This window comes from Streptomyces sp. NBC_01268 (genome assembly GCF_036240795.1).
In the GTDB taxonomy this organism is placed as follows: Bacteria; Actinomycetota; Actinomycetes; order Streptomycetales; family Streptomycetaceae; genus Streptomyces.
This window is the reverse complement of record NZ_CP108454.1, coordinates 2,490,687-2,503,587: the sequence shown is the minus strand read 5'-3', so window position 1 is coordinate 2,503,587 and position 12,901 is coordinate 2,490,687. Positions and strand designations below refer to the sequence as shown.

General features: G+C 73.1%; 15 protein-coding genes. 7 read left to right on the top strand and 8 right to left on the bottom strand.

The window, feature by feature from the left end; genetic code table 11:
- The first annotated feature begins 107 nt into the window (after window positions 1–107).
- The 4 genes from OG309_RS10975 to OG309_RS10960 all read left to right on the top strand — a co-directional run bounded on the left by OG309_RS10975 (window position 108) and on the right by OG309_RS10960 (window position 2,792).
- On the top strand, window positions 108–431 hold the full coding sequence (locus tag OG309_RS10975) for a hypothetical protein (protein ID WP_329420136.1): 324 nt from the start codon (window positions 108–110) through the stop codon (window positions 429–431).
- 158 nt (window positions 432–589) lie between these two features.
- Window positions 590–1,204: an RNA polymerase sigma factor gene (locus tag OG309_RS10970; protein WP_443067556.1), complete on the top strand. Its 615-nt coding sequence runs from the start codon at window positions 590–592 to the stop codon at window positions 1,202–1,204.
- Entirely contained in the window at window positions 1,201–1,566 is a 366-nt protein-coding gene (locus OG309_RS10965) for a hypothetical protein (protein WP_329420134.1), read from the top strand. Before OG309_RS10970 ends, OG309_RS10965 begins: the two co-directional genes overlap by 4 nt.
- 245 nt (window positions 1,567–1,811) lie before the next feature.
- Entirely contained in the window at window positions 1,812–2,792 is a 981-nt protein-coding gene (locus tag OG309_RS10960; RefSeq protein WP_329420132.1) for a small ribosomal subunit Rsm22 family protein, read from the top strand.
- Between the two features lie 43 nt (window positions 2,793–2,835).
- On the opposite strand, the gene ddaH is transcribed toward OG309_RS10960, so the two are convergent.
- A complete protein-coding gene (gene ddaH, locus OG309_RS10955) occupies window positions 2,836–3,666 on the bottom strand; it encodes a dimethylargininase (protein ID WP_443067555.1) in 831 nt (276 codons plus the stop codon).
- A 137-nt stretch (window positions 3,667–3,803) separates the two neighbouring features.
- Between ddaH and OG309_RS10950 the strand changes: the two genes are divergently transcribed.
- The gene (locus tag OG309_RS10950) at window positions 3,804–4,430 is read left to right on the top strand and encodes a TetR/AcrR family transcriptional regulator (RefSeq protein ID WP_329420130.1); all 627 of its coding nucleotides are present in this window, start codon (window positions 3,804–3,806) and stop codon (window positions 4,428–4,430) included.
- A gap of 109 nt (window positions 4,431–4,539) precedes the next feature.
- Window positions 4,540–5,319, top strand: coding sequence for a bifunctional DNA primase/polymerase (locus OG309_RS10945; protein ID WP_329420128.1), 780 nt, complete (start codon window positions 4,540–4,542; stop codon window positions 5,317–5,319).
- A 55-nt stretch (window positions 5,320–5,374) separates the two neighbouring features.
- Here the strand turns inward: OG309_RS10945 and OG309_RS10940 are convergent, their stop codons facing one another.
- The 5 genes from OG309_RS10940 to OG309_RS10920 form a co-directional block, all read right to left on the bottom strand.
- The gene (locus tag OG309_RS10940; protein ID WP_329420126.1) at window positions 5,375–6,394 is read right to left on the bottom strand and encodes a hypothetical protein; all 1,020 of its coding nucleotides are present in this window, start codon (window positions 6,392–6,394) and stop codon (window positions 5,375–5,377) included.
- Window positions 6,354–7,238 (bottom strand): iron uptake transporter permease EfeU, encoded by an 885-nt coding sequence (gene efeU / locus OG309_RS10935; RefSeq protein WP_329420124.1) that lies wholly within the window; start codon window positions 7,236–7,238, stop codon window positions 6,354–6,356. Before efeU ends, OG309_RS10940 begins: the two co-directional genes overlap by 41 nt.
- A gap of 36 nt (window positions 7,239–7,274) precedes the next feature.
- On the bottom strand, window positions 7,275–8,594 hold the full coding sequence (efeB, locus tag OG309_RS10930) for an iron uptake transporter deferrochelatase/peroxidase subunit (RefSeq protein ID WP_329420122.1): 1,320 nt from the start codon (window positions 8,592–8,594) through the stop codon (window positions 7,275–7,277).
- A gap of 15 nt (window positions 8,595–8,609) precedes the next feature.
- Window positions 8,610–9,767 carry an iron uptake system protein EfeO gene (gene efeO, locus OG309_RS10925; RefSeq protein WP_329420120.1) on the bottom strand — a complete coding sequence of 386 codons (1,158 nt, stop codon included), beginning with the start codon at window positions 9,765–9,767 and terminating at the stop codon, window positions 8,610–8,612.
- A 152-nt stretch (window positions 9,768–9,919) separates the two neighbouring features.
- The gene (locus tag OG309_RS10920) at window positions 9,920–10,216 is read right to left on the bottom strand and encodes a hypothetical protein (protein WP_329428754.1); all 297 of its coding nucleotides are present in this window, start codon (window positions 10,214–10,216) and stop codon (window positions 9,920–9,922) included.
- A gap of 317 nt (window positions 10,217–10,533) precedes the next feature.
- Here OG309_RS10920 and OG309_RS10915 point away from each other — a divergent pair, with 317 nt between their 5' ends.
- On the top strand, window positions 10,534–11,202 hold the full coding sequence (locus OG309_RS10915; protein ID WP_329420118.1) for a PhzF family phenazine biosynthesis protein: 669 nt from the start codon (window positions 10,534–10,536) through the stop codon (window positions 11,200–11,202).
- Window positions 11,203–11,244: 42 nt separating this feature from the next.
- On the opposite strand, the gene OG309_RS10910 is transcribed toward OG309_RS10915, so the two are convergent.
- Together OG309_RS10910 and map are read right to left on the bottom strand one after the other, a co-directional pair.
- A complete protein-coding gene (locus OG309_RS10910; RefSeq protein ID WP_329428255.1) occupies window positions 11,245–11,934 on the bottom strand; it encodes a biliverdin-producing heme oxygenase in 690 nt (229 codons plus the stop codon).
- Between the two features lie 88 nt (window positions 11,935–12,022).
- Window positions 12,023–12,880 carry a type I methionyl aminopeptidase gene (gene map, locus OG309_RS10905; protein ID WP_329420116.1) on the bottom strand — a complete coding sequence of 286 codons (858 nt, stop codon included), beginning with the start codon at window positions 12,878–12,880 and terminating at the stop codon, window positions 12,023–12,025.
- Window positions 12,881–12,901 lie beyond the last annotated feature (21 nt).

Below are 12,901 nucleotides of genomic sequence, written 5' to 3'. Positions count from 1 at the left end.
GGTTGAAGGCGCCCTTCGACCGATCCACCGGCTCCGGCCCACCACCTGATCACCTGGTCGGCCGGATCCACCAGACCGTGTTCCGTCCCCCTTCCTCGGGAGATCTCATGTCCGTCCACTCCAAGCGGAACCTCCGCCGCCCCCGGGCCCTGGGCCTCGTCGCCGGTGTCGCGCTGCTCCTCGGCGGCGGATTCGCCGCGCAGGCCTTCGCCGACTCCGGCACGAAGCCCGCCCCGGCCCCGGCGCCGGCCACCGCGCCCGACGCCGCCCCGGCCGTGTCCACGCCCGGTGCCCCCGCGCCCGCCCCCGCCCCGAAGGTCGCCTCCCCGGCCAAGGGGGCCGCGGCGCCCGGCTCCACCGCCGCGCCCGCACCCGCCCCGGCCGACACCGCGCCCCGGGTGATCTCGCCCGGCACCGGCGTCCGGAAGTAACGCGAGCGGCAACGCCGACGGGGTGGGGGGACGGGACCGGGCCCGGTCCCGTCCCCCACCCCTCCCGCGACGGATCGACCGAGGACGTGCAGGTGTCGTACGCCATATCCAGCCCCCGCCCCCGCCCCCGCCCCCGCCCCCGCCCCCGCCCCCGCCCCTTGCCCCTCCGATGGCCACGGCTGCTCGCCCGGCTGTCCCGGGCGGTCGGCGAGGCGCCGGTACGCGGGCGCCGCCTCCGGGCGGTCGGACCCGCGTGCGCGGACGAGCCGGTGCACGGCCACGAACCACCGCCGACCCTCACCGAGCTGTACCGGGCACGTCGACTCGACATGGTCCGGCTCGCGCTGTTCCTGGTGGACGACCTGCACACCGCCGAGGACGTGGTCCAGGACGCCTTCACCGCGCTGTGCCGCACCCACGGCACCTCGCTCGGCGGGCTGGAGGACCCCGGGGCGTACCTGCACACCGCCGTGGTCAACGCCGCCCGCTCCGTCCTGCGCAGGCGCCGCACCGCGCGCGCGTACACCCCGCCGCACCCGGGCGCGGGAGCACCGGTCGACGAGGGGCTGCTGCTCGCGGAGGAGCACCGACACGTGCTCGACGCCCTCGCCCAGCTGACCCGGCGCCAGCGCGAGGTGCTCGTGCTGCGCTACTGGTCGGAGCTGACCGAGGCGCAGATCGCGCGGACGCTGGGGCTCTCGTGCGGCACCGTCAAGTCCACCGCGAGCCGGGCGCTCGACGCGCTGGAGAAGAAGCTGGAGGCGGGCCGATGAGACCGCAGACACCGTTCGCCGGGGACCACGACTCCCCGGTCGAGGAGCGGCTGCGCGCCGCGCTGGCCGCCCGCGCGGCCCTCGTCACCTCCCGCGAACTGCGCCGCGACGAGCCGCCGCGGGGGCGTACCCGGGGGACGCGCCGGGTGCGGCGGCTCGCCTTCGCGGGGCTCGGGGCGGCGGCGGCCGTGGCGGCCGCGTACCTGCTGGGGGTGCTCCCCGGCGGCGTGCCGAGTCCGGCTCCGGAGCCGCCCGCCCGCCCGCCGGGCATCGTCGAACACCCGACGCCCAGGCCGGCCCCGCCACCGTCCTCGGGCCCGGTCGCCCCGTCCGTGACGGAGGGCGGCGGCCGGTCCCGCTAGGGCCTGTCGTCACACTCCCGTCGTCGCCCGAAGGGCGGCCCCGCGGCGTCTGGTGCGTGCTCTCGGCGTGCCGGGTGGAAGCCCTCGTACTGGACGTACTCGGACTTTCACCCGGTGCGGCGAGAGCGCGTGCCAGGCGCCGCGGGCCAGGCGGGAGTTTGACGACAGGCCCCAGGGCACGGGCCCGGACGACGGCCGTCCTGGCCAGGAGCGTCCCGGGCCGTGGCGGCGCCTAGAATCGTGCGGTGAATGGATCCCCCGCCTCCGCCGAGTCCCTGCGCGCCGCCCTCGCCGGCGTCGTCGGCGGGCTGCCGCCCTCGCAGGCCGCCCGGGCCGTCGAGCGCCTGATCGCGCACTACCGGGGGACGACCCCGACCGACGCGCCCGTGCTGCGCGACCGGTCCGACGTGGTCGCCTACGCCGCCTACCGCATGCCCGCCACCTTCGAGGCCGCCCGGGGCGCCCTCGCCGCGCTGCGGGACGCCGCCCCGGACTGGGTGCCCGCCACCCACACCGACGTCGGTGGCGGCACCGGCGCCGCCACCTGGGCCGTCGCCGAACTGTGGGACGAGGCCCCGCCCCGTACCCGGGTCCTCGACTGGGCCGAGCCCGCGCTCACCCTCGGGCGCGAACTGGCCACCGGGGTCCTCGACGCCGACTGGCGGCGCGAGCGCGTCGGCACCGCGCTGCGCCTCGACGAGACGGACCTCGTGACCGTCTCGTACGTGCTCAAGGAGCTGACAGAGAAGGACCGGGCCACGCTCGTCGCCGAGGCCGCCCGCGTCGCGCAGGCCGTCGTCGTCGTGGAGCCGGGCACCCCCGACGGGTACGAGCGGATCATCGCCGCCCGGTCCGCCCTCGTCGAGGCCGGCTTCACCGTCGCCGCGCCCTGCCCGCACAGCGGCGCCTGCCCGATCGTGCCGGGCACCGACTGGTGCCACTTCTCCGCCCGGGTCAGCCGCTCCTCCCTGCACCGGCAGGTGAAGGGCGGCTCGCTGCCGTACGAGGACGAGAAGTACGCGTACGTCGCCGCCGCGCGGTTCCCGGTGACGCCGACGACCTCGCGCATCACCCGTCGCCCGCAGATCCGCAAGGGACAGGTCCTGCTGGAGCTCTGCGGGCCGGACGGGCTCGCCCGCGAGACGGTCACCAAGCGCCACGGGCCCCTGTACAAGGAGGCCCGGGACGCCGACTGGGGTGACCCGTGGCCGCCGGAGACGGACTGACGGAGCGGGTCCGTCCGGGCGGCCAGGGCGGGTCGGCCACGCCCTAGGGGCGCAGCTCCTGGGTGCAGCACTTCACGCTGCCGCCGCCCTTGAGCAGCTCGCCCAGGTCCATGCCGACCGGCTCGAAGCCGCGCTCCCGCAGCGGGCCGTAGAGTCCCACCGCCGCCTGCGGGAGCAGCACGTGGCGGCCGTCGCTGACCGCGTTCAGGCCGAGCGCTGCGGCGTCCTCGGCGCCGGCGATCAGGGCGTCGGGGAAGAGGCGCTCCAGGACGCGGCGGCTGCCGGGGGAGAAGGCGTCCGGGAAGTACATGACCTCGTCGCGGGCGTCGTCCAGGACGCACAGCGCGGTGTCCAGGTGGTAGTAGCGCGGGTCCACCAGCTCCAGGCCGATCACCGGGCGGCCGAAGAACTCCTGGGCCTCGTCGTGCGAGAGCGGGCTGGAGCGGAAGCCCCGGCCGGCCAGGATCCAGGAGTCGGTGACGGCGAAGTCGCCCTCGCCCTCGTTCACGTGCTCCGGCACCCGAACGTCCGCGTCCGGGTAACCGTTCCTGCGGAACCAGTCCAGGTGCGCGGACGCCTCGCCCGAGCGCTCCGGGTGTGCGAACCGCGCGCCGAGCACGCGGCCGTCCACCACGGTGGCGCCGTTCGCGGCGAAGACCATGTCCGGCAGTTCCGGACCCGGGTCGAGCAGCTCCACGGTGTGGCCGAGGGCGCGGTAGCGGTCGCGCAGGTCCTCCCACTGCGCGAGGGCCACCGGCAGGTCGACCGGCTTCGTGGGGTCCATCCAGGGGTTGATGGAGTAGGTCACCTTGAAGTGCGTGGGTGGGCACATCAGATAACGGCGGGGCGAGGCCTCGCGCGGAGTGTGGCGCAAAGAGGGCTCCTCTACGGTCGCTGAGCGTTGAGCCCATGGTCCGCCTTCCGAGGGCCGCGCGCAGTGGACCGTTCGGGTGGTTCCGATGAAGAGCAGGTGGCGAGACGAGACGTCTCGCTGACTGTTAGGTTGGCGGCATGACCGACTCCAAGGCGCCCGACTCCTCCCGCCGCAGCGAGCGCTCCCGCCGCGCCATCTACGCCGCCGCCCTCGAACTCGTCTCCGAGCACGGCTACGCCAGGACGACCGTCGAGGGCATCGCCTCCCGCGCGGGCGTCGGCAAGCAGACCATCTACCGCTGGTGGCCGGTGAACTCCAAGCCCGCCGTCCTCATGGAGGCCTTCCTCGACCTGGCCGAGCAGGCGAACGAGGCGGCCGGCGGCAGCGGCGAGAGTGAGATCCCCGACACCGGCGACCTCGCCGCCGACCTCAAGCTGGTCCTGCGGGCCACCGTCGACGAGCTCAACGACCCCGTCTACGACCGCCCCACCCGCGCGCTCGCCGCCGAGGGCATCGTCGACCCCGACCTCGGCGCCCAGTTCACCGCCAGGCTCCTGGAACCCGCGCTCCAGCAGTACGTGCGCCGCATCGAGGCCGCCCAGGCCGCCGGTGACGTCGACCCCTCCGTCGACCCCCGCATCGCCCTCGAACTCCTCGTCGGACCCCTGCACCACCGCTGGCTGCACCGCACGCAGCCGCTCACCCACGCCTACGCGGACACCCTCGTCGACTACGCCCTGCGCGGTCTCGGCGCCCGTCCGTGAGAACCGGCCCACCCCCCGGTTCCCGACTCCGGTCACCCGAGGCGCAGGATGGTGGGACCATGGAGAGCCCGTGGGACCGAACGGGCGAGCACGAGGTGTGAGGGGATAGATGGGCGACGGCATCGGCCGCTACCGCGGCACGGAGAGCAAACTCGCACAGTGGCTGCGCAGGCGCCCCAAGCGGAGCGCGGCCGACGTCGAGAACGACCGCGAGAACGCGCTCCTGGCCGTCGCCGCCGCGGGGATGCCGTTGGCCCCCGCCGCGTACCCCGTCGGCTACCGCTGTTCCTGTGAGCGGATCGGCTGTCCCACCCCCGCCCGGCACCCCGTCTCCTTCGCCTGGCAGACCCAGTCGACCACCGACCGCGCCCAGATCGAGCGCTGGGCCCGCAACCAGCCCGAGGCGAACTTCGTCACCGCCACCGGCATGGTCCACGACGTCCTCGACGTCCCCCTCGCCGCCGGCCAGGCCGCGCTCGACCGGCTGCTCGCCGAGGGCGTCGAGGTCGGCCCCGTCGCCGTCTCCGGCGCCGCCGAGGACCGCGACGAAGACGGCCGCATGCTCTTCTTCACCGCCACCCGCGGCACCCCCGAGGACGAGGACGAGTGGTGGCCCTGCGAGCTGGACTGCCACCCCGAGACCATGGACGAGCATCCGGGGCTCCGCTGGCACTGCCGCGGCAGCTACGTGCTCGTGCCGCCGTCCCGGCTCGCCGGTGACGAGGGCAGCCAGCCGGTCCTCGCCTGGGTCCGCGGCCCCGAGCACCCGCTGCCCGAGCCGCTGAACCTCCTGGAGTCCCTCACCGACGCCTGCGCCCGCCACGCGGCCGCGCGGGCCGAGCAGGGGGAGTCCGCGGAGCACGAGACCGCCTGGCCGCTCAGCCGCTGAGCCGGCGCGGAGGACCCGGCCGCCCGTCCGCCGGGCGGCCCCGCGGTCCGAGGGGCTACGACCCCTCCGCCGCCGTCACGCCCTGGAGCCGGCCCACGACCGCGACCGCGTCGCGTTCCGTGCCCGCCGGCTTCACCAGCACCGTCTGGCTGGACACCCACCGCTTGGTGACCGTGTTCTTGACCTCGCCGGTCAGCAGCGCCTTCACGTCCTTGCCGACCTTCGGCCGGTAGCCCTGCGCCGCCGTCTGGCGCTCGAAGTAGCGGGTGGCGAAGAAGACCAGCGCCCCGCCGTCCTCCGTCGCGAGTCCCAGCGGCGCGAAGTCCCCGGTGCTGTCGGCCCGGTCGACGTACTGCGTGACGAGCCCGGGCCGCTTGGCGTCCTTCTCCCGCGCCGCCCGCCACTCGGTGGTGTGCGGGCCGGGGGCGAACGGCCCCTGCTGCCCGGCCGCCCCGTCCTTCAGGAACGACACGTACCGCTCGCCGAGCTCCTGCGGCGCGACCGCGAGTCCCTGGGAACCGGCGCCGACGGGCACCGCGTACCCCGCCTCGCTCTGGAACGCGGGGACGTCGCCGGCGCTCAGGATCGACAGGTAGGCGACCTCCCAGAGCTGCTGGGCCCCGCCGCGCACGAAGACCAGGAGCCAGCGGTTGTCGCCGGACCCCTGGTCGGTGTCCCGGTTGGAGTCGGTGTCCGCGACGAAGTAGCGCGGCCAGCCGGCCTTGCGGGGGATGGCGAACCTGGCGTCCGTCAGCTCCAGCGGCCGGTGGTCCGGGTTGCCGCCCGGGGTGGACTTCTGGCGCGACGTCAGGCCCGCCTGGTTGATCTCGCCCATCGGGCCGGTGACCCGGCCCGCGTCGAGGGCCGGGTCGTACGCCTTGTCGGCCTTGTTGTAGGCGTCGGTGAAGTCCTTGAGGGCCTGCTCGGCCTCGGCCTTCGTCGCGGCGGGCGTCAGCTCCCGCTCGCCGTGCACCGTCACGCAGCCGCTCGCGGTCAGGGCGAGGACGAGAGCCGTCGCCGCCACGAGGAGCGTGTCAGCCGGTCGCCTCCGCGCCGGTCGCCTCAGCCTTCTCATCGGTCTCGGTCGCCTTCTGCTTCGCCACCCGCTTGGACGGACCCGACCCTACCGGGGCCAGGAACACGGCGAGCGTCGGGATCAGATAAGCGGCCCACACCGTGACCTGAAGGACCGTCGGGTCGGGCTGGAAGTTGAACACGCCCTTGAGGAGCGTGCCGTACCAGCTGTCCGGCGGGATCGTCGCGGAGATGTCGAAGGCCTTGGTCGACAGGCCGCCGAGGAAGTCCGCCTCCTGCAGGTCGTGCACGCCGTACGCGAGCACACCGGCGGCGACCACGACCAGCATGCCGCCGGTCCAGGTGAAGAACTTCGCCAGGTTGATCTTCAGCGCGCCCCGGTAGAACAGCCAGCCCAGGAACACGGCCGTCAGCAGACCGAGGACCACGCCGATCAGCGGCGCGTACGTGCCGTCCGAGGAGGCCCGTACCGACGCCCACACGAACAGCGCCGTCTCCAGGCCCTCCCGGCCGACCGCCAGGAACGCGGTCGCGACCAGCGCGCCCGTGCCCATCTGGAGCGCCGCGTCCAGCTTGCCGTGCAGCTCCGTCTTCAGGTGCCGCGCGGTGCGCCGCATCCAGAAGACCATCCAGGTCACCAGGACCACGGCGACGATCGACAGCGAGCCGCCGAGCAGCTCCTGCGCCTCGAAGGTCAGCTCCTGCGAGCCGAACGTGAGGCCGGCACCGAAGGCGAGCGCGAGCGCGACGGCGACCCCGATGCCGATCCAGATCGGCCGCAGGGCGTCCCTGCGTCCGGTCTTCACCAGGTAGGCGATGAGGATGCAGACGACCAGGCTGGCCTCAAGACCCTCGCGCAGGCCGATCAGATAGTTGCCGAACACGTCGGTCCCTTCTTGGATGACGGGGTTGTACGCGACTCAGGCGAACAGCGCCCGGCCCCACCAGTCGTCCTTGTCACGGACGCCCGGCGGGATCGCGAACAGTGCCGAACCCACGTGCTGCGTGTACTCGTTGAGCGCGTCGTTGCGGGACAGCGAGGTCTGCACCGGGATGAAGCCGGTGCGGACGTCCCGCATGTACGCGAGGAAGAACAGGCCCGCGTCCAGGCGGCCCAGGCCGTCCGTGCCGTCGGTGAAGGAGTAGCCGCGGCGCAGGATCGTCGCCCCGCCGTTGGAGTCGGGGTGCGCCAGGCGCACGTGCGAATCCGGCTTCATCGCCTTCAGGAACGGCGCGTCGTGCTCCTTGGCCTTGCCGACCGGCGCGCCCTCCTTCTTGTCGCGGCCGAAGATGTCCTCCTGCTCGGCCAGCGGCGTGCGGTCCCACGTCTCGACGTTCATCCGGATCCGGCGGGCGACCAGGTACGAGCCGCCGTCCATCCAGGCCGCCGGGCCCTCGGCACCCTTGCCGGCCACCCACACGTGCTGCGCGAGGCGGTCGGTCTCGGTGCCCGCGATGTTGCGGGTGCCGTCCTTGAAGCCGAACAGGTTGCGCGGGGTCTGGGCGTCCGGCGTCGTCGAGGACGTCTTGCCGAAGCCCAGCTGGGACCAGCGCACCGCGACCTTGCCGAAGCCGATGCGGGCCAGGTTGCGGATGGCGTGCACGGCGACCTGCGGGTCGTCCGCGCAGGCCTGGACGCACAGGTCGCCACCGCTGCGGGCCGGGTCCAGGTTGTCGCCGGGGAACTTGGGCAGCTCCACCAGGGCCGCGGGCCGCTTGCCCGCGAGGCCGAAGCGCCCGTCGAAGAGCGAGGGGCCGAAGCCGATGGTGAGGGTGAGCCGGGACGGCTTGAGGCCGAGCGCCTCGCCGGTGTCGTCCGGCGGGGCCTCCGGCAGGCCGCCGTAGGCGCCCTCGCCGACCTCGCGGCCGGCCGTCATGCGCTCGGCGGCCCGGGTCCAGTCCTTCAGGAGCTGGATGAGCTCGGCTCGGTCCTTCGTCTTCACGTCGAAGGACGCGAAGTGCAGCCGGTCCTGGACGGCGGTGGCGATGCCGGCCTGGTTCGTGCCGTGGAAGGGGACGGCCGCGCCGCTCTCGGCGACGGGCGCGGTGGCGTCGCCGTCGCCCCGGGTCAGGGCGACGGTGGTGCCGGCGGCGACGGCGCCGAGCGCGAGCCCGGCCCCGCCCCAGCCGATGACGCTGCGACGGGAGGGCGCGGAGCCCTGCCCGGCGCCGTCCTGTCCGGCCTGCTCAGTGCTCTGCGTGGCGCTCTGCGTGGCGCTCTCGTCCGAAGGCGTGCTCATGTCGGTCGTCCCCCTCTACTTCACAACCGCGGCGGCCAGCTTGGAGAGCGGCTCGGCCAGCGCGTTGACGCCGTCCGACAGCTCCTTGCGCTGCTCCTTGCCGACCTTCTCGTACGAGGTGAAGACGTAGCTCGTCTTGTCCGTGCGGTACTTGTCGAGCAGCGTGTTCAGGGCGGCGAACTGCTCGTCGAGCTCGGCGACCAGCTTGGGGTCGTTCTTGGAGGCGACCGGCTTCAGCAGCTCGAAGGACTTCTGGGCGCCCTCGACGTTGGCCTTGAAGTCGACCAGGTCGGTGTGCGAGTAGCGCTCCTCCTCGCCGGTGACCTTGCCGGTGGCGACCTCGTCCAGGAGCTCCTTGGCGCCGTTGGCCATGGAGGTGGGCGTGATGTCGGCCTTGCCGACCCGCTTCTGCCAGTCGGCCAGGTCCTTGTCGAGCAGGTCGGCGAGCTGCTTCTCGCGGTCGCCGATCTTCTTGTCCTGCCACAGCGCCTTCTCCAGGCGGTGCCAGCCGGTCCAGTCCTTCGCCGGGTCCTGGCCGGCCTCCAGGCCGTCCTCGCGGACGTCGACCTTGGGGTCGATGTCGCCGAAGGACTCGGCGACCGGCTCGGTGCGCTCCCAGCCGATGCGGGAGTCGGCGTAGGCCTTCTTGGCGGCCTCGACGTCACCGGCGCGGACCGCGTCGGTGAAGGTCTTCACCTTGGGCAGGGTGGAGTCGGCCTGCGCCTGCACGTACTGGCGGTAGGCGGCGACGGCGGCGTCCATCTCCGGGGAGCGCTTGACGGCGGCGGCACCGGCGCCGGTCGCGGTGACCTTCTGGCGGATGCCGTCGCCCTTCATGCCGGGCTTGCAGGCGATCTCGTAGTCGCCGGCCTTGATCTCGGCGGTGATGGAGGCCTTGGTGCCGGGGCCGATGTTCTCGCGCTCGGCGACGATCCGGTCGTCCGGGTACAGGACGTAGACCTCGGTGACCTTGCTGCCGCGGTTCTCCACGTTCAGCTTGAGGTGACCGGCCGGGAAGTCCTTCTTCGAGACCTCGCAGGAGTCGTCCTTCGCGATCACCTGGACCGCGCCGTCCTCCGACTTCCCGTCGCTTTTCTGGGTGCAGCCCGTGGCGGCGGCCAGAGTCGCCGCGGTGACGGCGGCGGTGACGACGGTGAGACGGACGGCTCGCATGAGGGCTCCACTCGGGGACACGGCGCTGGGGACGGGGTGAGGCGGACCTAACTTAACCGAGGCTTACCTCAGCCATACCCACCCGTCCAGTGATTCAGCTCTCAGGACCGGGGTGCCGGACACGGCCCGGTCACGGCTGCCTCATGGGAGGCTCAGGGATTGGTCAAGGGATGGTCAAGTGGGGTGGATTGTCGTGATTTGTGGTTACTCGCGGGTAGCACGACGGGGACGCCGGTCCGCGGATGCGGGAACGCCTCCACCGGCTGCCGGTAGACCCGGCTCAGCACCTCCCCGGCCCGTACGGCGACGTCGACACCGTCCAGCACCGCGCGCCGTCCGCGCGCGACCCGCAGGCCCACGGCCTCGGCGACCGCCGAGCCGGGCGGGACGGGCACGGGGAGCGCGCGGGTGCGGCGCCCGGGGATCCGCGGGGTCGTCCGGATGTTCATGCCCAACCACCTTGCCTGCGACGGGTCCTGCGCAGTAGCCAGAAGAAGAACGGGCTACTGGCGTGCGAGGAACGGCGTCGTCACCCTGGCCGCGCTCCCCGCGAAGCTCACCAAGGCCGGCGCGGACACCCCCACCGGCCCCCTCCTGGCCGCCGCCGGCCTCGCCGCCGCTACCGGCGCGGGCGTCGTGATCGCCGTGCGCCGCCGGGCAGCCGGTTTCTGTCTTTCCCCCGACGCGAAGGGGCCGTACCCCCCAGGAGTGCGGCCCCTTCGTGGTGCTCCGGCGCGAACGGGCGTCTGGATGCTTCAATTCCGCCATGAACACGACGGTCACTGACATCGACGTCCTGCGGGTCTTCTGTGCGGGCGACGGCCGGCACGGCAACGCCCTCGGCGTCGTACGGGACGGGCGCGGCCACCCCGACGAGGCGTCACGGCAGGCACTCGCCAAGGAGCTCGGCTTCAGCGAGACCGTGTTCGTGGACGACCCGGAGCGCGGTGTCGTCGACATCTACACCCCGGGGCTGCGGCTGCCCTTCGCCGGGCACCCGCTCGTGGGCGCGGCCTGGCTGCTGGACCTGGAGGTCATCTGCCCTCCGGCCGGGGAGGTGTGGGTGCGCGGCGACGGCGAGTTCACCTGGATCGAGGCCCGCGCCGAATGGGCCCCGCCGCGCACGCTGAAGCGTTACGCCACGGCCGCCGAGGTCGACGCCCTGGACATCCCGGAGCCGGGGGAGTGGATCTACGCCTGGGCCTGGGAGGACGAGGCGGCCGGGCGGATCCGCGCGCGGGCCTTCCCCGGGCGCGGTGACGGCATCGACGAGGACGAGGCGACGGGCGCGGCGGCGCTGCTGCTCACGGCGGAGCTCGGCCGGGCTCTCAACATCACCCAGGGGCGCGGCTCGCAGCTGCTCACCGCGCCCGGCCCCGACGGCATCGTCGAACTGGGCGGCCGCGTCCGCCTGGAGCGGACGCTCGCCGTCTGAGGGCGGGGCCGGGCGGGGTGCCCGGCCCCCTGTCCGCCGCCGTCAGGCGGCGCTGAGCGGGAACTCGCCCGCCAGCTCGCGGAAGACCGCGCCGTTGAAGTCGAAGGCGCGCTTGCACTCGTCGACGATCCGCTGCTTCTCCAGGTCGTCCGCGTTCACCCCGTCGAGCAGCTCCCGGTAGGACCGCTTGAAGGCGGCGGGGTTGCCGATGGCGTCGAACACGTAGAACCGCACGCCGTCGCCCTTGCGCGCGAAGCCCCAGGTCCGCTCCGCCTTGTCGCGGATGATCTGGCCGCCCGACAGGTCGCCCAGGTAGCGGGTGTAGTGGTGCGCCACGTATCCGGCGGGCCAGTCGCGGGCGCACTCGGCGACCCGCGCCGCGTACGCCTCGGTGGCCGGCAGGGCCGTGAGCCCGGCGCGCCAGCCGGCGCCCCGCAGATGGGCGAGGTCCTGCTCCAGGGCGGCCGTGCGGAACAGCTCCGGCTGTATGAAGGGCCCGGCGACGGGGTCGGCCCTCAGGGCCTCGGCGCCCTCCTCCAAGGCCCGGTAGACGAACCACAGCTGCTCCGTGTAGCGCGCGTACGCGTCCACGGCGAGGTGGCCGCCGAGGAGATCGCTCATGAACGTCGACGACTCGGCTTCCGTGTGCTGCTCGTGCGAAGCGGTGCGGATGAGCGTCGAGAAGGGCGTGTCCAAGGCGTGCCTCCGGGACCGTCGGGGGTCGGGAACCATCATGGCCAGGATGATCCTGCCAAGTTAGGCTTGCCTAAGTCAACTGGTTCCCGACGTCCTGTCGGTAAAAAACTACCCCTCGATCGGGTCAGGGCAACGTGAGGATCTCGGCCCCGGTCTCCGTCACCACGAGCGTGTGCTCGAACTGCGCCGTCCGCTTCCGGTCCTTGGTCACCACGGTCCAGCCGTCGTCCCACATGTCGTACTCGTGGGTGCCCAGGGTCAGCATCGGCTCGATCGTGAACGTCATGCCGGGCTGGATGACCGTCGTGTGGTGCGGCGAGTCGTAGTGCGGAATGATCAGCCCGGAATGGAACGACGAGTTGATGCCGTGCCCCGTGAAGTCGCGTACGACGCCGTAGCCGAAGCGCTTGGCGTACGACTCGATGACCCGGCCGATGATGTTGACCTGCCGGCCCGGCCTGACCGCCTTGATGGCCCGGTTCAGGGACTCGCGGGTCCGCTCGACGAGCAGCCGCGACTCCTCGTCGACCTCGCCGCACAGGTAGGTGGCGTTGTTGTCGCCGTGGACGCCGTCGATGTACGCGGTCACGTCCAGGTTCACGATGTCGCCGTCCTGGAGGACGGTCGAGTCGGGGATGCCGTGGCAGATGACCTCGTTGACCGAGGAGCACAGCGACTTCGGGAAGCCGCGGTAGCCGAGCGTCGACGGATAGGCCCCGTGGTCGCACATGTACTCGTGCGCGACCCGGTCCAGCTCGTCCGTGGTCACCCCCGGAGCGATGTGCTTGGCGGCCTCCTCCATCGCCTGCGCGGCGATGCGGCCGGCGATCCGCATCCGCTCGATCGTGTCGGAGTCCTGCACCTCGGGCCCGGAGTACGGGGTGGGGGCGGGCTTTCCGACGTACTCGGGGCGGCGGATGGACCCCGGAACGGAACGGTGGGGGGAGAGCTCCCCCGGTACGAGAAGCGACTGGCCAGACATGTCAGCGAGTCTAACGACCGC